This is a genomic window from Comamonas sp. NLF-1-9, from assembly GCF_019195435.1.
GTDB lineage: Bacteria > Pseudomonadota > Gammaproteobacteria > Burkholderiales > Burkholderiaceae_C > Comamonas_C.
This window is the reverse complement of sequence record NZ_CP078069.1, coordinates 2041388-2061857: the sequence shown is the minus strand read 5'-3', so window position 1 is coordinate 2061857 and position 20470 is coordinate 2041388. Positions and strand designations below refer to the sequence as shown.

Below are 20470 nucleotides of genomic sequence, written 5' to 3'. Positions count from 1 at the left end.
GTTCAAATGACCAAGGAAACGCTGAAAAAGTCCCCCGCGCGTCGCGCGTTCCACACTGCGCCGGGCTGCCGCCTTGGGGGCCATACCCGGAACGAGCGCGCGCCATCGCCGCTCCTGCGAACCTGGTGCGCGCATGCAGCTCCAGGCATGCGCCAGAACACCGGCGCACCTGCCTCGGCGCGCTTCGTGCCCGGACTACCGCATTCAACGGCCGGAGGTTGCCCCGAATGAACACAAGCAGCACCCAGGAACGCAAACCGCACCGCATGCTCGGCGAGATCCTGCTTGAGCGGCAAAAAGTCGGCGCCATGGACCTGCAGCGCGCCCTGTCGGCACAGCAGGAAATGGGCGGCATGCTTGGGCAGGTGCTGGTCCGTCTCGGCGTGGTCTCGGAATCGGATGTCGCTCAGGCGGTTGCGCTGCAGCTGAACGTTCCGCTGGCAACGTCCGAGGACATGGGCAACCCCGTGACCGACATTGAAGGGCTTTCCGCCGATTTCCTGAAGACCAATGCCGTTTGCCCCATCCGGGTCGATGAAAACGAAATGCACGTCGTCATGTCGGTACCGCAGGACGAGTTCGTGCTCAAGGCACTGCGTCTGGCGACCGGCCTGACGGTCCGTCCCTACATGGGCTTGGAGAGTGACATCGAAAAAGCCCTGGCTGACCCAGAGCCCGACCCGGTGGACGCGGACGGCAGCCCCAACGCCATCGACAGCGACGACTTTGTCGAACACCTGCGAGACTTGGCCAGCGAAGCGCCAGTCATTCGGCTCGTAAATACCATCATAGGGCGCGTAATTGACCTTCGAGCGTCCGATATCCACATGGAGCCGTTCGACGACGGCCTGCATGTACGTTATCGCGTGGACGGCGTCATCCACCAAAGCGACCTGATACCGCCCCACTTGTCCGCGGCGGTCAGTTCGCGCGTCAAGCTGCTGGCGCATCTGGACATAGCGGAGCGGCGTCTGCCCCAGGACGGGCGCATCCGGACTCGCGTGAAGGGCCGGGAGCTCGATCTTCGGGTTTCTTCAGTGCCCACGGTTCATGGCGAGAGCGTTGTCATGCGGGTGCTTGACCGTGCCAGCGTGAAACTCGACCTTGAATACATGGGCTTTGCCAGCGACGTTTCCCAGGCTTTCAAGGCGCTTTTGACCCGGCCCTACGGAATACTGCTGGTGACCGGACCGACCGGGTCGGGCAAGACCACAACGTTGTACGCGGCGCTCGCGGAGCTGGACTCCAGCAACAGCAAGATCATCACGGTGGAAGACCCCATCGAATATCAACTCGAGGGTGTCAACCAGATACAGGTGCATCCCCAGATCAATCTGACCTTTGCCAATGCCTTGCGATCCATTCTCCGTCAGGATCCGGACATCATCATGATTGGCGAAATACGCGACGGAGAAACCGCCCAGATCGCGGTTCAGTCGGCGCTGACCGGGCACCTCGTGCTTTCCACCTTGCATACCAACACCGCTGCCGGGGCAATCACCCGCATGCAGGACATGGGTGTCGCAAGCTATCTCATCACCTCGTCTGTCAACGCAGTCCTGGCCCAGCGGCTGGTGCGCGTACTGTGCACCGACTGCCGGCAGCCCTGGGACCCGGGTGAGCGCGTGCGTGAAAGCACCGGCCTGTCTCGCTTTCTTGCCGCAGGGCAGCCGATTTACCGGGCGGTAGGCTGCGACAAGTGCCGCCAAACCGGATACAAGGGGCGCACGGGCATACACGAATTGCTGGTGCTCGGCGAGAAGATCCGCAGTGCCATCATCGACGGCAAGGACGCGAACAGCCTGCAAGCCCTGGCGGCGCGCGACGGCATGCTGAGCCTGCATGAAGACGGCCTGCGCAAGGTCGCTGCCGGCACAACGACGCTCGACGAGCTCGTGCGCGTGACCCAGGACCAGTCAGATGCCTGATTTCGTCTGGAGAGCGGCCAACGCCGCCGGGAAAATCGAGCAAGGCCGCTTCGGTGCGCCCAGCAGCGCCGCAGCGCTGCGGCGCCTGCGCGAGCAGGGGCTCACGCCCTTGCAGCTCGAACCGGCGGACCAGGAGTCGTCCAGGCACCCGACGATCTCCGACGCCGGGCTCGCCGCGCCCTCGCCCAGACGCAAGCGCAGCGGCCCAGTGAACGCCGACGACGTACTCGCGCTCACCAGCGAGCTTGCGATCATGTTGCGTTCAGGCGTGGCGCTCGACGCGGCGTTGCGGCTGCTCATCTCCATGGCGCACAAGCCCAGTGTTGCTGCGCTGTCGCAGGAAATACTGGAATCCGTCAAGGGCGGGGCGCCGCTGAGCCGCGCGCTGGCCGCGCACCGTGAAACCTTTGGTGATTTTTACATCAACATGGTGCACGCCGGCGAAATCAGCGGGCAGCTCTCCGGGGTGTTTGACCGTCTTGTGGAGCACATGGAGAGCCGCAAAGCCCTGCGCGACAACATCATCTCCGCAACCATTTATCCGCTCATCCTGCTCATCGTGGCAGTACTGTCGCTGGTTGCCATGCTCGGCTTCGTCGTTCCCCAGTTCGAAAAACTGTTTCTTGACATGGGTGATGCGCTGCCCTTGCCAACCCGTATGGTCATGGGTTTGGGCCAGGTGTTCACGCAGTACGGACTCGTTCTCGGCGCGCTGGCCGTGGTCTTCGCCGTCCTTGTTCGACGCTGGGCCCGCACTGCGCCAGGGCGGCGTTGGTTGCAGACACGGATGCTTCGGCTTCCCATCCTCGGGCAACTCACGCTCAGGTATCAGCTCACCTTGTTCTCCCGCTCTCTCGGCACCTTGCTGACCAACGGGGTATCCGTGCTCGTCGCGCTTCACATAGCCAGCGAGACCGTCGGCAACGTGGTGGTCCGTGACGCCTTGAGCAAGCTCGGCCCGGTCGTCAAAGGAGGCGGGAAAATGGTACAGGCTGTCGCCGCCGCAGGCATCTTTGAACCTCTGGCGGTCAGCCTCATCAGAGTGGGCGAAGAAACCGGCAACATGGGCCCGCTGATGCTGGAGCTGGCGAACGTTCTCAATCGCGAAGTCGAAACCGGCATCAAACGGCTGCTCGCCCTGCTGGAGCCCGTGTTGATTCTGGTACTTGGCATACTGATCGGCGCCATCATCGTTTCCATTCTCCTAGGCATACTGTCCATCAATGACCTCGCTGCATAACCAACACTCTCCTGCCGCAAACAACCAGGCAGCATTCAGCCCGCCGCGCAACAGCTGTTCACGTAGCCGATTCAAAAAGGGTTTCACGCTGATCGAATTGCTCGTCGTGCTGGCCATCCTGACCATGCTCGCCGGCCTGGTCGGGCCCAAGGTTCTCAATCAGCTTGGCGGGGCCAAATCAAAAACCGCCGCGGTGCAGATTGCCGATCTGGACAAATCGCTGGAATTGTTCCGTCTGGACGTCGGGCGTTATCCAAGCTCGGAAGAAGGGCTGGATGCTCTGGTCAAGAAACCCGCAGGCGCTAATGGCTGGAATGGCCCCTATATCAAAGGCGCCGTGCCCAAGGATCCCTGGGGAAACAATTACAAATATGCCAACAGCAACGGCAAGATAGAGATATTGTCTTTCGGCCTTGATGGGGCTCCGGGCGGTGAAGGCGAGAACGCGGATATCCGCAACGTCGATTGACGACACGCACTTGCGGCGAATACACCGGCGCCGCGCGTGCGGCTTCACCTTGATTGAGCTGCTCGTGGTGCTCGCAATATCGGCGCTGCTCGTCGGATTGGCGCCCGTGGCGCTGCAGAGCATGCGCGAAGCCGTCAATTACAGGGACACCGTGCGCAGCGTACTCACCACATTGCGCCTTGCTCGCCAGGAAGCGCTGGTTTCGCGTCGGGAAGTACGTTTCGTCGTGAACACCGCCGGGCGAAGCTATCGGATCGATGCCGGCAAGGCGCGCACGATCCCTGAGCCATTGCAGGTCAACGTGACCACGGCGGCGGTTGAATCCGGCCAGCAGGAGTCCGGCATACGCTTTTTCCCGTCGGGCGGCGCCACGGGCGGCAGCGTGGACGTCGTGCGCCCGTCCGGTGATGGCACGCGCCTGCGCGTGGACTGGCTGTCGGGGCGCGTCTCGCAGGAAGCAATGCAGCCGTGAGGCATCTTCGCCAGCCGGCCATGCGGCATTCCGGGCTCTCGCTGCTTGAGCTGTTGGTCGCCTTGTCCATCATGGCGATTGCGGTAGCCATGCTCTATCGCGCGCTGGGCGCGGGCGTGCGTGATGCAGGCCGGTTGCAAGGCCAGCAAAAGGCTGTGTTTGTGGCACGCTCCCTGCTTGCGGCCACCGACGCCGTGCCCGCAGGCGGGTGGAACGAGAGCGGCGCTGCCGGCGGTTACCAATGGCGCGTGGTCAGCCAGCCTTTTGGCCCGGTCACCGACCCCGCAAGTGAATTGCGCCTGTATTCGCTGGACCTGACCATTACCTGGAACGACCGGGGGCAGACTCGCCACCTCGAGGTGCAGACCTTGCGGCCACAGCGCCTGCCGATAGCGCAGCCGGGGACGCCGGCATCATGAACCGCAGGCGGCAGCGCAGCCCTGGCAGCGCCGGTTTCACCCTGATCGAGCTGCTTGTCAGCATGGTCCTGCTCTCGCTGGTCGTCGCCGGCATGGCTTCCGTCATTCGCTCCATGGCGCAAACCCAGGAGCGCGTTGATCAGACCGTGGACACGTCGGAAGACTTTCGTATTGCAACCTCCCTGCTGGAGGCGACGGCCGGCCGGATCTCCGGGCGCAGGCGCGCAGGCGTGCAAAAAGCCGGGGAAAGCCCCTACCTGTTTCTTGCCAGGCCGCAGGAACTCGTCTGGGTCGGCGTAATGCCCGCGCGCGTCGGCATGGGCGGGCGCACCCTGTTTCGGCTGGCACTGCAGGGCACGCCCCAGAGCCAGGATCTGACCTTGTGGATGGCGCCATGGGACGGCGCGAGCGAAAGCGGCGACTGGTCGCAGGCGCAGCGCCATCTCCTGGTTCGCGGTGTCACCGGTTTTCGCCTGTCCTACGAAGACGCCCGGCATCCGGTTCCGGTCTGGGTCAGTGAGTGGCAGCGCAGCGACAGCCTGCCGGCGCGCATGCGCATCGAGCTGGCCACAAGTGCGGGCGACTGGCCCCTGTGGGTCATACCCATGCGCCTGCTGGCAAACAGCGAATCCAGCGGCAGCCGCTTCACTATCGGAGGCAGCCGATGAGCCACCGCTGCTCCATGACACGCGCTGCGCGCTGCGGCGTCGCCCTCGTTGCCGTGCTCTGGATCGTGGCGGCGCTTGCCATCGCCGTTGCGGGCATGCTGCACACGGTACGCAGCGAGATCCGGGTCACTGCCGCCGACCAGCGCCTGCTGCAGGTGCAGGCTGCCGGCGAGGCCGCCATCACGCTGGTGTTGCAGGAAATGGCGCAGCAGCGCAACGCGGCCCGACCGCCATTGCTGCGTAGCATGGTTTCGTTCGCTGGCACGCAGATGCTTGTCCAGGCAAGCTCGCTCAACGGCTATGTGGACCTCAACCGGGCGTCGCCGCAGCTCTTGGCTCAGGTGTACGAGATCGTGGGCCAGCTCGATCCGCGCAGCGCGGCAGCGTTGGCGCAGGCGACGGTCGAGGCACGCAACTCGCCAGACCCGGCCGGGCGGCCGCTGCGCTTCGAGGCGCCCGAAGATCTCATGCTCATCCCCGGGGTCAGCTACGACCTCTATGCTAGACTGCGCGGCTACCTGGTCGCAGACGCTCAGGGAACGGGCAAGATCAATCCGCAGGCCGCGCCGGCGGGCTTGTTGTCGGTTCTGGCGGGTGGTGACATACGGCAAGGGCAAGCACTGTCTCTGGCGCGCCAGCGCGATGGGGCGCTCATGAATACCAGCAATCTGCGCGCAGAATTCATCGACAATTCTGTGGGGTCCCGTTATCGAATGCAGGCCGTGGTGCCGCTGGCCGACGGGTCGGCGGGCACCTTCGTGTTGTTTGTCGAACTGACGCCCGATCGGCGCACAGGCCTGCCTTGGCAACCGTTGGGTAGTCAACTTTGGCTGGATACCTCCTCAGTGGAGGGGGCTGATTTCCGTGACTGAATCTTCAAACTCCCTCAGCCTGTTCGGTCTGGACCTGCGCCGGGCAGGCCGTGTCTACCGCGATGCGTGGCATGCGTTGCTCAAGGGCCCGGCCTTTGCGTGGCTGGCCCCGCAACTGCCGGTGCGTGTGCTGCGCGCCGACGGGCAGCTTGCATTGAGCAATGGCGCTCATCTGAGCCCCGCCGACGCGCGCAGCGCCGCGAGCCCATTCCTCGCCGTGGAAGTCGATGAAGAGCTGCTTCTGCGCAGGCGTCTGGTCTTGCCCGACATGCCCCCCGACACCATTGCGCAGGCGCTGCAGGTCGAGGCCGCCTCGGCCAGCCCGTTTCCGCCCGACGATCTGGTCTGGGGCCATGCGGTGACGGGCAGAGCCAGAGGGCGCAGCCAGAACATCGAACTTGCCTTGGCCTCGCGCAAGCAGCTCGAACGCCATCTGCAGCAACGCTTGGGCTCGCAGCCGCAGCCTGTGCAGGCGGTGGAGGCGGTGGAGGCGTGGACGTTTGCCGACAACGGCCAGCCCATCGTCCTGCCCGGCTGGGGTGAAGGCTTGCGGCAACGCAAGGCGGGGCGCTACCTGCGCTGGGCCGGCGCGCTGGCCATCGGCGCCTTGATCCTGGCGTCTGCGATCGCGATTACTCCGACGCTGCAACTGCGCGCGCGCGCCATCGACGCCCTGGCTTCGTTTCAGGCCCTTCAGCGTGAGACTGCCCCCATCGTTGCCCAGCGTGAAGCCCTGACGCACGCGGCCGAGCGCCTGCAAGCCCTGCACGGCATCCTCGCCGCGCATGCCGACGTCCTGCCGCTGCTCGCGACCTTGAGCAAGGTGTTGCCCGACAGCACCTACTTGCAGAGCGTGCAGATACGCGGAATGAAGCTGAGCCTGCACGGGCTCACTGCAGATTCGGCGGCGCTCATGCAGACGCTCGGCGCGGTGCCGGGGTTTGCGGACGTGCGCGCACCCATGGCGGCCACGCGCGCTCCCGGTGCTAACGCAGAAAACTTTCGCATCGAGCTGCAACTGGACCCGGCCGTGTATTCGCTGGCAGCGCAGTCGCCCAAGGCGCACGCGCGCTCGACTGCCGCAGCGGCGCAGGGTCAGCTTGCGCATGCCGCGCCATCGCGTATGCCGGGGGCCCTGTGAAGCTGCGCCTGCACAGCGACATCCTGCTGCCGGCGATCACCCTGGTCTGCGCCCTCGGTGTCGTGGCGGCCGGGGCCGTCTATGTATTCCAGAAGCATCAATGGGTGCAGTCCCAGTTGGCGGACACCATAGAGCCGCGCCATGCCCGGCTCGCGGGGCTCAAGGAAAGCGCTGCGGCGCTTGCATCCGCCTCCGCGCGCGCAGGCGAACTGGAGTCTCTCTACACCCACGGCCCGGACCAGGAGGCCAACCAGATCGGCAACGAAGTGCAGCAGCGCGTGCGCGGCCTGCTGGCAGGCGCGGGCATGACCATCTCCAGCAATCAGGTCCTGCCTTCCAAGGAGGAGGGCCGGCTCGAGCGCATTCCCCTGTCCGTACGTGCAGAAGGCGACATCGTCGCCCTGCGCGGCGCGCTGGCCGCTCTTGCCGAGCAGGTTCCCGCCGTACTGCTGGACACGCTGGACATCCAGGCGCAGGGCGCAGCAGAGCAAAACCCCCAGCGGCTGTCCGTGCAGTTCAACTTCCTCATCCTGCGGCGCCTGGGCGCCCCGGCGACCCCATGAAGCGCCATACCCTGATGGCGCTGGCGGCGCTGGACATCGTCCTGGTTGCGGTATTGCTCCTGCTCTGGGTCAATGCGCGCGGACAGTGGCGCAACATCCACTGGAGCCCGCCTGCGGCGATAGCGCCCGACTACAGCCAGACCGTACCCGCCTTGCCCACGCCCGCGCCGGTGCCGGGCAGCGCGTACGCCGCCATGCTCGATCGGCCGCTGTTTTCTCCCTCGCGCCGCCGCGCTCCGGCGCCCGCCGTCGTGGCTCCGGTGGTCGATACCCTGGGCGACGCGCAGGTGCTGGGCATCTTCGAATCGGGCGCGCTGCGTGGTGTCATCGTTCGCGCGGGCGGCCAAAGCCGTCGAGTGCGATTGAACGAAGACTTCAATGGCTGGCAACTGCACGCCGTGACCGAGCGCGCCGCCGTATTCAAGAGCGGTGCACAAACGCGTGAACTGCCGCTCAAGCGGGCCGACCTGACAGCCGCCCGCGCCGCTCCCGGCGTGCCGCGACCTGCGGGCGCGCCCCGAGCGCCGACCCATCCGAATCCGGGCGCACCCGCCGGCTCCAGAGCTTCGAGTCCTGCGTCCGCGAACGGGACTTGACCCTCCAAGCCCGCCATGCCTGTCTGCAAACCCCGTACTGGTCTCCGACCCCGGCGCACACCATGACTTTCTGCAAACACTTGCTCTCCTGCGCCCTCGTGGCGTTCGGCGCTGTCGCCATCGCCACTGCCGCGCTTGCCGACGGCGCCCCCTCCGCCGCGGCGCCTGGCGCGGCAGCCCCCGAAACGGCGCCGCTCTCCGCCAACGAGCCGCGCATCCTGCGCGGCACCGACAAGGTCATAGGCGCCGCACCGGCAGCGCCCCGTCTGACGGGGCCGGCAATCAGCTTCAACTTCGAAGAAGCGCCGATAGCCGAGGTGGTGCGCACCATACTGGGCGACCTGCTGAAGGTGGACTACGTGCTCTACCCGCCGCTCAACGGCTTTGTCACCCTGGCTACCCGCACGCCGGTAGCGCCAGACCGCGCCATGTTCCTGCTTGAAAGCGCGCTGTCGGCCAATGGCCTGGCCATGGTGCGCGACGTGCGCGGCAGCTACCACGTCGGTCCGCCCGACGCGGTCAACGCAGTCAGCCCGGGCGTGCGCCAGATAGATGCCGTCACGATCGCGCCGGGCACCGGGCCGATCATCGTTCCCCTGCAGTACATCGGCGCGGGCGAGATGGCGAACATCCTGCGCCCCATGATTCCGGCCAACAGCCTGTTGCGCGTGGACACCGTGCGCAACCTGCTCATCCTCGCCGGCACGCGCAGTCAGGCAGAAGGCTGGCTGGAGATCGTCAAGACCTTCGACGTCGACCTGCTCAAAGGCATGTCGCTTGGCGTGTTTCCGCTCAAATACGTATCCGTGGCAGAGCTCGAATCGGCATTGCGCGTCATCGGCGGCGCCGGTTCGGCGGGGGCGGGCACTCCCGCCGCTCAAGCCAAGCCCGCAGGCCAGGACAGCAAGAGCGCAACACCTGGCGCGCCGGCAAATGCGGCGCCGGCGATCACCGAGTCCAACCCCTTGTATGGCGCGCTGCGCCTGATTCCGATCGAGCGGATCAACAGCGTGCTCGTCGTCACGCCGCGCGCGGCCTATCTTGACCAGGTGCGCGACTTCATCGAGCGCTTTGACCGGCCCACCGACAACGGCATGGAGCCGCAGCTGAACATCTACAAGGTGCAAAACGGCAACTCCCGCCATCTGGCCACGGTGCTGCAAGGCATCTTCGGCGGCTCTCCCGCCCCTGCCTACGCCAACAGCGGGGTAGCCCCCGGTCTGGCCGCGGTGACGGGCAGCACCGGCGCCTTTGGCGCGCCCGGCGTGGTGCAGGGCCCGGGCTGGCGCAGCAACGGCTTTCAAAACCCCCTGGGCTCGCGCAGCGGCGCAGTGCCGGGCGGCGCCTTTGGCTCGCCGGGCTTCAACACAGGCTTCGGCGGCGGTTTCGGCGGGGGTTTCGGGCTGCCGCAGGCAACGCAAGCGCAGGCCGGCGTGCAGCCCGGCCAGATGCAGGCACCCGTCAGCGCCAACATCGGCAATGTGCGCGTCATGTCCGACGACCTGAACAACACCCTGCTCGTATGGGGTACGCGGGCGGAATTCGAAAAGATCGAAGCCACTCTCAAGCGGCTGGACCAACCGCCTACCCAGGTGCTCATCGAGGCCTCCATCGTGGAGGTCACCCTCAACGACAGTCTCGCCTACGGCCTGCAGTGGGCTTTTGATGGCGGCGTGGGCGGCAACTACCAGGGCATAGGCACGCTGCGCTCGGGCACTGCGGCCATGCCGGCGCCGGCGGCCAACCTGGGCGTTGCCGGCACGCAGGGCTTCACCTATTCGCTGGTCAACTCGCTCAGCAAGATCCGCGTGGCGCTCAACGCGCTGTCCAAGGACACCAAGGTCAAGATGATCTCCAACCCCTCGCTGATGGTGCTGGACAACCACCAGGCCATGATGGCGGTGGGCAACCAGATCCCGATACTGTCGAGCGTGACGGACATCCTGTCGACCACCGGCGCCGTGACCAGCACGGTGCAATACCGCGACACCGGGGTCAGCCTGGCGGTCACCCCCTCGGTCAACGCCGGCAACCTGGTCACCATGCAGATCGACCAATCCGTCACCGACGTGGCCGACTTCGGCAGCGCCACCGTCAACAACCAGCCGGTGTTCATGCAGCGCCAGATCAGCAGCAAGGTTGCGGTGCGCTCGGGTGAATCCATCGTGCTTGGCGGCCTCATCAAGGACAACGAGACACAGGGCAAGGGCGGCGTGCCCATCTTGCATGAGCTGCCCATCGTCGGCGGCTTGTTCGGCACCACCACGAACAAGGGGGAACGAACCGAATTGCTGGTGATTCTCACGCCCAAGGTCGTGCGCAGCGACGTGGACGTGCGCGCCATCAGTGACGATCTGCGCTATCGCATGAGAGGGCTGGTGTCGCTGTCCGCCGAGCAGGCGCCCGAGCAGCCCGCGCCGCTGCGCGACACCGCTGCCGGCCCGGCGCTGGCCCAGTAACCCATCCGATCGAGAGCACTACGATGAAATCCATGTACAAGACCCTTGCCCATACCCTTGTCATCGCCGGCGCGCTTGCGCTTGGCGGCTGCGCGAGCGCGCCGCCGGCGCAACCGCAAGACATCGTGCGCGCGCGCGCGCAAGAGCGCGTGGACCTGCTGCTGGCGCGCAACTTCGACCAGGCCTACGACTACCTCGCGCCCTCTTACCGCGCGCTCAATGACCGCAAGGCCTACCGCAACCGCTTCGGCACCGGCGCCGCCTGGGTAGAGCCCAAAGTCACCCAGGTCAAATGCGACGAGGTAGACCGCTGCGTGGCAACCGTAGAGTTGGGCGTGCTCGTCGTGGCCCCCGGTTTTGGGGGCAAGCCGATACAGTCCGAGATGTTCGAGACCTGGATCAAGGAAGATGGCCAATGGTGGTTCTACCAGCGCGACTGACGCGGTGACGCGGGGCGAGAAACCCGCAGCCGCCCTGCGACGCAGAAACGCTGGTCTGGACTACCTGCGCAGTCTGTCGATCGCCGTCGTGCTGGCCAATCACGCGTTGATTGGCTTCTTTTTTGGCCCCGGGCTCGTGCGGCCCGAGGGCGCCATCGCGGTGTTGAGCGCCAGCGCCGTGATTGCCATCGAATGGCTGTTCGTGCTCAGCGGCTTTCTCATCGGCGCGATGATGATACGCAGCTTCGACAAGCAGGGGCGCAACTGGTGGGGCGGTGCCAAGGACTTCTGGCTGCGGCGCTGGTTTCGCACCATCCCCAACTACTATTTCTTCATCCTCGTCAACGCGCTGCTGGTCTGGCTCGGCGTGGCCGAGGGCAGCTTTGCAGCCTCCTACCTGGTGTTTTCCCAGAACCTGGCCTGGCAGGAGAGGGTGCCGCACTTCTTCGGGGAATCCTGGTCGCTGGCACTCGACGAATGGTTCTACCTGACGCTGCCGTTCATGGTGGGCCTGCTCGGGCTCATGACGCTGGGCAAGAAGCACGCCTTCTTCCTGTCCGCGGCGCTGCTGCTTTTGATGCCGACCGCGGGCCGCTGGCTGCATGCCACCCCGGCGGAATTCATGGAGTGGGACGCACAGATACGGCGCGTCACCATCTACCACCTGGACGCCACCGGCTGGGGCGTATTGGCTGCGGCCATCAACCGCTGGTATCCGCAGTGGTGGCGTGCGCGCAGCGGCGCCAAAGCGGCGCTGGGCTTGGTGCTCATGCTGGCGGGCCTGCTGGCCGTGATGCTGCTGGTGCGCCCGCACATGGCCGGCGCAGAGCTGCGCAAGCTGTGCAGCGTGTTCTCCATCACGCTCATGGGGCTGGGGACTTTTCTTGCCATGCCCTGGATCACGCAGAAACTGCAGGGCGGCGTGCAATTGCGGCGCTGGACGGCGCACCTGAGCGACTACACCTACTCCATCTACCTGGCGCACTTTCCCATCCTCTACCTGTTCCTGCACTTCTGTCAGATCAACGCCGCGCGCTCGCCGCAGTACCTCGCGGCGGTGGTTGCCGGATGGCTGACGGCCACGCTGGCGGTGTCGGCCTGCATCTTCCACGGGTTTGAAAAACCCGTGTCCGACCTGCGCGAGCGCTTCACCCGCCGGGTGGATGCGTCTCCCTTTTGAGCTCTGGCACGAAAAACCGCGGGGCCTCCGCCCAGAAGTGCCAGAAGGCGCCATTGCGCGCCAGCGCAGACTGCAGATGGGCAAACACCGCATCGGCAAGCGACTGCACATCGGCGTGCGGCCCCAGCCGGACGATTTGCAGCTCGCGCCGGCCGGTGGCCAGGTCAAAACCGGTCAGATACACCGCCACCGGCACCTGCATGTCCACCGCCAGGCGCAGCAAACCCTTGGGCACGCGCGCTTGGCGGCCGCACAGGGTGACGATCAGGCTCGCGTCCACCTGGTCTGCGGGCACGTCTACTGCGGCAAATACCTGCTGGCGCTGGCGCAGCGCCCGCACTACCGGGCGCAGGCTGGCAGACACCACCAGCGGCGCATGGCCCAGCGCCCGCCCCACGCTGGCGGTGCGCGCCAGGGCGTAGCGGCGCAGCACGCCACGCCCGGCAAAGGGCGTCCCCTGCATTGCGGCTACCAGCGCATGCGCCTGCAGGCCCGCCTGGCCGGCGTGGCGCAGCGCCCACATGCCGGCGCCCCAGTGAAAAGTCAGGCAGACTGCGGCCTCGTCGGGCGCCGGCCACTGCCCTTGCAGCCGCAGGTGGCGGCGCATGAAGGCGTCGCTGCGCGTCAGCGCCAGCCAGTGGTCGGCGTGGTCTACCAGCGTCACCAGCCGGCGCGTGGCCAGCCAGGCGGTCTCCTGCCCAGGCGCTACCTGGCCCAGCGCCTGCGCCTGGGCCAGCGCCTGCGCGCAGCCCGCGCGGTACAGCCAGGGCAGGGTAGCCAGCCGGCGAAAAAGCGCAAAACACCAGCGCCAGGGCAGCACCGCCGCCAGGCCCGGGGCCAGCACCAGCTCGACCAGGTCGCGCAGCTCCGTGCGCAGCCGCTTGCGGGTAATGCGCTGCATGCGTGCTTCAGCTCCAGTGGTGCGGCAGATGCACCAGGCCGGGCGTCGAACCTGGCAGCACATGCTGAAAGCGCGCGCAATCCTTGTGCTCGTCGTAGACCACGAGACCCATGGCGTCGAACAAGTAGGCGCTCACGCTGTACTGGCCGGTGTGCAGCGGCAGGTCGGTGAAGGTCACCGTCGCAACCCAGGCGCCGCTGGCGTCCTGCACCGGCCGGGCGCCATCGACGTGCGTGCCCGCCGTGGTAATGCCCACGCCGCCGCCCACCTGCTCCAGCATCACCCCCATGTGCGGCTGCTCGCCCGCAGGCGCGCGGGCGCGGATGGTGATGCGCAGGTGCGGCGAACCAAGGCGCCCGCAATCGGCGCCGGGGGCGGGCAGCACGTCGGGCAGCTCTACCCCTTCAATGTGCGCGTGGGCGGGCGCCGTGCTCTGCGCCGCTTGCGTGGCGGCGCCGGCGCCGGGGGCCAGGCTTTCGGCCCCGGCCTGGCCGGCCAGCGCCTGCGAGCGTACATGCGCCTCATAGGCGGCAATCACCTCGGGCGTGGGCCCCAGCGCGCGCGGCCTGCCCTGGTGCAGCCACAGCGCGCTGTCGCACAGCCGCTGCACGTGGTAGAGGCTGTGCGAGCAAAACAAGATGGTGCAGCCATTGTTGCGAAACGCCTCGATGCGCTCCACGCACTTCTTCTGAAAGTGCTGGTCGCCCACGGCCAGCGCCTCGTCGATGATGAGCAGGTCGGGCTCCACCGCCGTCACCAGCGCAAAGGCCAGCCGCACTACCATGCCGGAAGAATAGGTTTTGAGCGGGCGGTCCATCGCCTGTGCCAGCTCGGCAAAGGCAATGATCTCGGGCTCGAGCTGGCGCATCTGCGCCGCGCCGATGCCGATCAGGCTGCCGCCGAAGTACAGGTTCTGCCGCCCGGTGAAATCCGGGTGAAAACCCGCGCCCAGCTCCAGGATGGCAGTCACGCGCCCGCGCCGCTCCAGCCGCCCCTGCGTGGGCTGCAGCGTGCCCGTCAGCAGCTTGAGCAGCGTGCTCTTGCCTGCGCCGTTGTCGCCAATCAGCCCCAGGCACTGGCCGCGCTGCAACTGCAGCGACACATCGCGCAGCGCCCAGTGGCTGGTGAAGCGGCTGGCGCCCGTGAGCAGCGACCACAGACGCTGGCGCGCCGAAGCATAGACCCGGTATTCCTTGCCCAGACCGCGAGCAAGCAAGGTGGCCGGGGCGTCGGCGGCAACCCGTGCGGGGGAGGAGAGCAGCATCTCAGAACCGTGCGCGCGCCGTGCGCCAGTATTTCAATGAAAACCGGCCCAAACGCCCGCCACGCAAGCGCCAACAGCTATCAAAAAGAGTGCAGAACATCGCTACAGCCAATCCACAAGTTGCTCGCGGCTGCGCCGCAGCAGCAGCTCCAGCACCAGCGCGCCGGCGAGCAGCCAGGCGCCCATGGCCAGCCAGGCGCCGGCGGCGGGCCAGGCGCCCTGCAACAGCGTGGACTGGTAGCCCAGTACCCAGCCGGTCATGGGGTTGAGCCACAGCAGCCAGCGCCCGGCTGCGGGGAACATGTCCATGGGAAACAGCACCGGCGACAAAAACACCCCCAGCGACAAGATGAAGCTCACCAGTTGCAGCACGTCGCGCAGCGCCGCCGCCAAAATGGCCAGCACCGCGCCCCACAGCAGACACAGCAGCACTTGGCCCAGCACCAGCAGCGGCAGCGCCGCCATGGCCGGCGCAAAACCGTGCAGCGGCGCATAGGCCAGCAGCAGCAGCACCAGCAGCGGCGCATAAACCACGCTGCTGGCCAGCACCGCGCGCGCCACGAAGAGCATGGGCGGCAAGGCGTTCTTTTGCAGCACCCCGGCCGACTCCACCAGGCTGGTCATGCCGCGCGAGAGCGCGTCGGCAAACGCCATCCAGGGCAGCAGGCCGGCAATCAGGTAGGTGCCCACGGCGCGCGTGGGTGCGCCCGCACCCAGGCGCATGGCAAACACCACGTCAAACACCAGGTAGTAGGCGGCCACTGTCAGCAGCGGCTGGGCATAGGCCCAGAGCACGCCCAGCGCCGTGCCCGCATACCGCGCCGCAATGTCGCGGCGGGTCAGCACCCAGCACAGGCTGCGGGCACGCCACAAGGCGTTTGCGTCGGCTAGCAATGCATGCACGTGCGGAAGGTGAAATCAGCCGGAGCAGGCAAGGGGCTTATTTGCCCGCGCGAGCACTGAAATCTACCGGCGGAAGCTTGGCCTTTTCTTGCGCCGCAAAAGACTGCAGCAGCGTCTCGTCGCCCTGGGCCTGGGCACGCAGTTGCTCGTTAGCTTCCTGCTGGGCGCGCGTCTGCGCCCGGCCAATGATTTCAGCGTACAGCTCGTCGCGCACCTCGTCGTAGGAGCGCGCCATGGCCGGGACGCGCTTCTCCAGGCGGATGATGTGCCAGCCGAATTGGGTCAGCACCGGCTCGCTCAGCTCGCCCGGCTGCTGCAGCGCATCCAGCGCCTTCTCAAAGGGGGCGACCATCTTGCCGCGCTCGAAGAAGCCCAGGTCTCCGCCCTTGGCGGCGCTGCCCGGATCTGCGGAATTTTCCTTCGCCAACCGGGAAAAGTCGGCGCCGGCCTTGAGTTCCTCCAGCAGTTGCCGTGCGCGCTGATGGGCCGCTTCATCGGTGCCGCGCACCAGGATGTGGCGCGCGTGCGTGCGCTCCGGGGCTTGAAAGCGCTCGCGTTCGGCCTGGTAGGCGGCGCGGGCCGCTTTTTCCAGGGCGTCGGTCGGTGGCGTGGCGCCGCTGCGGATGGAGCCAAGCATGGCTTCGGCCAGCACGCCCTCGCGCAAGGCCTGCAGGCGTTCGCGCACTTCGGGTGTATTGTTCAGGCCCTGCTGAAGTGCCCGTGCCGCAAAGGCGCGGCGCAGATAGATGTGGTCTACCACGTTGCGCAGCACGTCGGGGTCGGCAAACAACTGTGCGCGGGTCTGCAGCGGCTGGTCGGCAATTTCGCGCAGCACGTCGCCCGTGCTCACCTGCACGCCGGCGCCTTCCAGCAGCACGGAGTTTGCATCAGTGGCCTGCGCCGTGGCGGCGCCGGCCAGCGCAAGCACGCACAAGACGCCTGTGCGCAGGCGCCGGGACGGGGGCAGAAGTCTCATCATGGAAAACGCAAAAGAGGGAGGAAAGGCCAGAAGTGTCTGGGAAATAAAAAAGGCGGGGAAGGTTCCCCGCCTTTCTCGCATAGCTGCTGAACCGGTTGCGGATCAGCGGGCCGTGCGGTGCTTCCAGGTGCCACCCAGGTTGGCGCCGGAGACCTTGGCAGCGGCGTAGCCGATGATCGGCAGGCCACTAACGCCGCCGGCAATGGCGTTTGCAGACGGCGTGTTGAGACGGAACCAGCCTTCGGCGCCCTTGGTCTTGATGTTGGCGCGGGCAATGGCAGCACCCAGTACCGAAGCACCTTCATTGTTGAAGGACAGCACGCTGGTTTCGCCGCACAGGCGGAAATTCGCGTCAGGAGAAATCACGAAGACGCTTTGAGTGCCTTCTTCGCGATCGTATGCGCGCATATTGCCCGGAGTCACGCAGATGCGGTCAGCCGTGATATTCATGGCAGTGTTGAGGGCGTTGAAGTAATCATTGCCAGCACCGCCGCGCAGCAGGAGGCGCGTAGCTGCGGGCAAGTGATAGCCCATGGCCACCGCGTAGCGGCGAGTGGGCATGGAGAACACCCAGTCGGTCGAGAAACCGTCGGCCGTCATGTACTCGTTGGTGACGGATGTGGTCGCCAAAGACGCAGTCAGGTCGTCGGCCTGCTCTTCGGGCGTGGCCAACCCTCCAATGCCGCCACCCACGCCACCAAAGGTGGTGTAAGGCGTAGACAGATCGGGGAAGTCGTAATTGGCCACTTGCGATGCGAAGGTTGCGTGATTCAGCAACGGGTCCGCCGTCATATCCGCTACCGTAATAGCGGCACCATCCGCTTGGTAGATCGGCGTATCGGTAGTTTGTGGCCACCAGACGATGGCGCCAGCGCCAGTGCCACCCGTGGCTTCAACCGCAACCGCCTCACCGGAATGCGACGCAAAGCCGGCGACGTTCACCACCACCCAGTTGGCCATCAGACCACCGGTGGGGTTGTCGTAGCCGCGCGCATTGGCGTAGGCGTGGTTCTCCGCATCGGTCGCGAAGGGGGGAGCAGCGGGAGCCGGATCGATCAAGTCGGCCTCCTGGGCATCCATGACACCGGCCGTGCAGGGGGCGACGCCGTTGACGTGCTTGATGGCCGTGTACAGCGCGCTACCGGCAGGAATGTCGGCGGTATTGAGAATTTCGACGTAGCCTTCGCGGGTTTGGGCCGGGTCGGCGTTCAGAACACGATGGATCTTGAAGCGGCCATTGTTTGCGTCGCGGATGTCCTGGCGACTCGGCAGCGTGCAAGAGTTGTCGTTGGTCACGAGGCGCGAGAAACCCGCAGCGTCGGCAGCAACCTCGGCAGACCAGGCGTCGCCGGGCGAGAGGTAAACGGTGATGTCGAACACGTCATCGGAGTTCGCGGCACCGCGGAAGCGCAGCTTGACGGCCTTGCCATTGGTCGTGTCGGTGTTGACGATATTCAACAGAGTCTTGTTGGTGCCCTGTGTCGTGAAATAGGGGATGGTCAGGATATGACCGACGCCCGTCACCGTGGGTGCCAGGCCCGTCGCAGTCGTGCCAGCTGCGATCACAGCCGCATTGGCCGCACCGGCAGCCAAGCCACCAACCATGGCAGCAATGCTCAGGGCGAGAAGGTTCTTTCTCATGTATGAACTCCAGTTAAAGTTGAAAGCGCAACTACCAAGATTGATTACGCTAGTTGATGGTAGCACAGGCTTTTTGAGGGTTAGCGCCCGTTTCACCCAGCGGTGGCGCGCTGTTTGGAAAAAACAACGCTTCACACGCGACTGCCGGACAGCGGGGCGGTTGCGCCACCCTTCCGCAAGCAGCCAATGAGCGGGTCGCCAAGAGTTTACCGAAGGCGCCGGGCGGCGGCGAGGCCTGGGGGTGTAATGGGCGCCATTGCGCTACAAAGTGTTGCTTTGGCGCACCAAAACCCTGCGGCTTGCGCGGCTTGCGCGGCTTGCGTGGCATGCAAAGGCCGCGCTGGCGCGCCGCTGCGCGCTAACGGGGGCGCGCCGGGGCGGGGCGGCGCAATTGCTGCTGGCCGGGCTGTGCGGCGGCCGGCTGCCACACGCGCCGGCGCAGGGCCAGGGTGCAGGGCAGCGGCTCGCGCGGCTGCCAGCAGGTACTGTTCTGGTCCAGCGCCGGGTGGTAGTAGGGGTCTACCTCGGCAATCCAGCGGTGCCAGCGCGCCAGAAAGGCGGCGGAGTCTTCGGGGTGCGGGTCGTAGCCCTGGGCCTTGCCGCGGGTGTAGGACTCGTGGTGTATCAGCGTGGCGTGCGGGCAGTACAGAATGCGCCAGCCGGCCTGCAGGGTGCGCAGGCACAAGTCCACGTCGCCAAAGCCCACGGCCAGGCTTTCGTCGTAGCCGTTCAGCGCTTCAAAGGTTTCGCTGCGCATGAGCAGGCAGGCGGCGGTGACTGCGGCTACCTCGTGCGTGGCGATCAGGCGGCCCTGGTACATGGCGCGCCAGGGGCCTTCGGGCCGCTGCAGGAACTTGCCGTAGTGCTCGGCCACGCCGTAGGCGCCCACGCACACGCCGGCGTGCTGTATGGTGCGCTGGTCGGGGTAGAGCAGTTGCGCGCCGACGATGCCCACGCCCGGCTGCTGCGCCAGCGCCAGCATGCGCTGCAGCCAGCCGGGCTCCAGCGCCTGGATGTCGTTGTTGCAAAACAGGTAGTGGCTGTAGCCGAGGCCGAGCTGGCGCACCGCCCAGTTGTTGATGGCCGAAAAATTGAAGGCCCCGCTGTAGCGGCGCACCTTGACGCCGCTGGCGCCAAGCTGCGCAAAGCAGGCGAGCGCGGCGGGGTCGCTGGAGTCGTGGTCTATCAGCAGGATGTCGCAGTCCAGGCCGGCGGTGGTGGCCTGCAGGCTGTCGATGCATTGGCGCACCAGCGCGCCCTGGTCTTTGGTGGGGATGATGATGGCCACGCGCTGCCCGGGCTGCAGCGTGTAGTGCGGCGCGTAGAAGTTGAACCAGGCGCCGGGCTGCACCTGGCCGGGCAAGCCGACGCGCTGCAGGTGGCGCTGCAGTATTGCCGTGGACATGCGCACGACTTCGTCGGCCTGGGTGTGGCCGGCGGAGCTGGCGTGGGTGCGCCAGCGGTAGAGGATCTCGGGGATGTGCACGATGCTGCGCGCCTGTTCGCTGGCGCGCAGGACGAGGTCGTAGTCCTGCGAGATGGCAAGGCTTTCGTCCAGGCCGCCCAGCCGGCGCAGCAGCGCGGTGCGAAAACCCAGCAGGTGCACGATGTAGGGGTGTTCGCGCAGGTATTCGGGCGAGAAGGCGGGCCGCAGCACGTGCTGCAGCACCTGGGCGCCGTCTTCGCTGACCACGACTTCGTCGGAGTAGAGCATGTCGGGGTCGTCTTCGCGCACGCTTTCGGCAACACGGTAGATGGCCTGGGGCTCCAGCAGGTCGTCGTGGTCCAGCAGCACGACGAAGGGGCAGTCGCACAGCGCCAGCGCCTGGTTGGTGGCGTGCGACACGCCGCGGTTGCTCTGGCCCAGGTGCAGGCGGATGCGCGGGTCGCGCTGGGCGTATTCCTGCAGCAGCGGGCGCACGTGGGCGGCGCTGGAGGCGTCGTCGGCAATGCACAACTGCCAGTGCGGATACCACTGCGCGCGCACCGATTCGAGCATGGCGCGCAGCATGGCCTCGGGGGTGTTGAAGACCGGCACCAGAATGCCTATGGATACGGGCGCGCGCAGCCGGCGCACGGCGCGGCGCACGGCCAGGGCGTAGGCGGCGGGGTCGAGCTGGCGTTCGCCCGGCTCGGGCATGCCGTTGCCGAAGGCGGCAAGCGCGGACTTGAGCCCGCTGGCGCCGTCTTCTTTCCAGGCGGCGTGCAACTGGCGCAGGTTCCAGCGCAGGTTGACGTGGTCGCGGGCCAGAAAGCGCAGGCTGCGCGCGAGCAGGCGCAGGCGGTGGGCAAGCTGTTGCAGGTAGTTCAATGAAGCAGGCATGGAGAAGGGGCG

19 protein-coding genes are annotated in these 20470 nt (G+C 66.4%); 13 read left to right on the top strand and 6 right to left on the bottom strand.

The annotated features are described in order from the left end of the window. The first annotated feature begins 227 nt into the window (after window positions 1-227). The 13 genes from KUD94_RS09855 (at window position 228) to KUD94_RS09795 (ending at window position 12447) form a co-directional block, all read left to right on the top strand. Window positions 228-1928, top strand: coding sequence for a GspE/PulE family protein (locus KUD94_RS09855; protein WP_218237049.1), 1701 nt, complete (start codon window positions 228-230; stop codon window positions 1926-1928). Continuing rightward, entirely contained in the window at window positions 1921-3168 is a 1248-nt protein-coding gene (locus KUD94_RS09850; RefSeq protein ID WP_218237048.1) for a type II secretion system F family protein, read from the top strand. Before KUD94_RS09855 ends, KUD94_RS09850 begins: the two co-directional genes overlap by 8 nt. Next, entirely contained in the window at window positions 3152-3637 is a 486-nt protein-coding gene (gene gspG / locus KUD94_RS09845; RefSeq protein WP_218237047.1) for a type II secretion system major pseudopilin GspG, read from the top strand. The genes KUD94_RS09850 and gspG overlap by 17 nt, the downstream gene beginning before the upstream one ends. 49 nt (window positions 3638-3686) lie before the next feature. Continuing rightward, on the top strand, window positions 3687-4109 hold the full coding sequence (locus KUD94_RS09840) for a GspH/FimT family protein (protein WP_255568704.1): 423 nt from the start codon (window positions 3687-3689) through the stop codon (window positions 4107-4109). Window positions 4110-4129: 20 nt separating this feature from the next. Then, entirely contained in the window at window positions 4130-4528 is a 399-nt protein-coding gene (locus KUD94_RS09835; protein ID WP_218239259.1) for a prepilin-type N-terminal cleavage/methylation domain-containing protein, read from the top strand. Then, a complete protein-coding gene (locus KUD94_RS09830) occupies window positions 4525-5196 on the top strand; it encodes a prepilin-type N-terminal cleavage/methylation domain-containing protein (RefSeq protein WP_218237046.1) in 672 nt (223 codons plus the stop codon). Before KUD94_RS09835 ends, KUD94_RS09830 begins: the two co-directional genes overlap by 4 nt. After that, window positions 5193-6068: a type II secretion system protein GspK gene (locus KUD94_RS09825; protein WP_218237045.1), complete on the top strand. Its 876-nt coding sequence runs from the start codon at window positions 5193-5195 to the stop codon at window positions 6066-6068. The genes KUD94_RS09830 and KUD94_RS09825 overlap by 4 nt, the downstream gene beginning before the upstream one ends. Further along, window positions 6061-7209: a PilN domain-containing protein gene (locus KUD94_RS09820; RefSeq protein ID WP_218237044.1), complete on the top strand. Its 1149-nt coding sequence runs from the start codon at window positions 6061-6063 to the stop codon at window positions 7207-7209. Before KUD94_RS09825 ends, KUD94_RS09820 begins: the two co-directional genes overlap by 8 nt. Beyond that, window positions 7206-7772: a type II secretion system protein GspM gene (gene gspM, locus KUD94_RS09815; RefSeq protein ID WP_218237043.1), complete on the top strand. Its 567-nt coding sequence runs from the start codon at window positions 7206-7208 to the stop codon at window positions 7770-7772. The genes KUD94_RS09820 and gspM overlap by 4 nt, the downstream gene beginning before the upstream one ends. Next, window positions 7769-8368, top strand: a complete 600-nt coding sequence (locus tag KUD94_RS09810) for a hypothetical protein (RefSeq protein ID WP_218237042.1) — start codon at window positions 7769-7771, stop codon at window positions 8366-8368. The genes gspM and KUD94_RS09810 overlap by 4 nt, the downstream gene beginning before the upstream one ends. Before the next feature lie 62 nt (window positions 8369-8430). Continuing rightward, window positions 8431-10827 (top strand): type II secretion system secretin GspD, encoded by a 2397-nt coding sequence (gene gspD / locus KUD94_RS09805; RefSeq protein ID WP_255568702.1) that lies wholly within the window; start codon window positions 8431-8433, stop codon window positions 10825-10827. A gap of 32 nt (window positions 10828-10859) precedes the next feature. Further along, window positions 10860-11267 carry a hypothetical protein gene (locus KUD94_RS09800; protein ID WP_218237041.1) on the top strand — a complete coding sequence of 136 codons (408 nt, stop codon included), beginning with the start codon at window positions 10860-10862 and terminating at the stop codon, window positions 11265-11267. Further along, a complete protein-coding gene (locus KUD94_RS09795) occupies window positions 11236-12447 on the top strand; it encodes an acyltransferase (protein ID WP_218237040.1) in 1212 nt (403 codons plus the stop codon). The genes KUD94_RS09800 and KUD94_RS09795 overlap by 32 nt, the downstream gene beginning before the upstream one ends. Here the strand turns inward: KUD94_RS09795 and KUD94_RS09790 are convergent. The 6 genes from KUD94_RS09790 to KUD94_RS09765 form a co-directional block, all read right to left on the bottom strand. After that, window positions 12416-13348, bottom strand: a complete 933-nt coding sequence (locus KUD94_RS09790) for a hypothetical protein (RefSeq protein WP_218237039.1) — start codon at window positions 13346-13348, stop codon at window positions 12416-12418. The genes KUD94_RS09795 and KUD94_RS09790 overlap by 32 nt on opposite strands. Before the next feature lie 7 nt (window positions 13349-13355). Further along, window positions 13356-14612, bottom strand: coding sequence for an ABC transporter ATP-binding protein (locus KUD94_RS09785; protein WP_218237038.1), 1257 nt, complete (start codon window positions 14610-14612; stop codon window positions 13356-13358). A 102-nt stretch (window positions 14613-14714) separates the two neighbouring features. After that, window positions 14715-15515 carry an ABC transporter permease gene (locus tag KUD94_RS09780; protein ID WP_218237037.1) on the bottom strand — a complete coding sequence of 267 codons (801 nt, stop codon included), beginning with the start codon at window positions 15513-15515 and terminating at the stop codon, window positions 14715-14717. A 37-nt stretch (window positions 15516-15552) separates the two neighbouring features. Then, a complete protein-coding gene (locus tag KUD94_RS14755) occupies window positions 15553-16491 on the bottom strand; it encodes a peptidylprolyl isomerase (RefSeq protein ID WP_255568701.1) in 939 nt (312 codons plus the stop codon). Between the two features lie 105 nt (window positions 16492-16596). After that, window positions 16597-18135: a cell surface protein gene (locus KUD94_RS09770; RefSeq protein ID WP_218237036.1), complete on the bottom strand. Its 1539-nt coding sequence runs from the start codon at window positions 18133-18135 to the stop codon at window positions 16597-16599. 358 nt (window positions 18136-18493) lie between these two features. Next, window positions 18494-20458 (bottom strand): glycosyltransferase family 2 protein, encoded by a 1965-nt coding sequence (locus KUD94_RS09765; protein WP_218237035.1) that lies wholly within the window; start codon window positions 20456-20458, stop codon window positions 18494-18496. Window positions 20459-20470 lie beyond the last annotated feature (12 nt).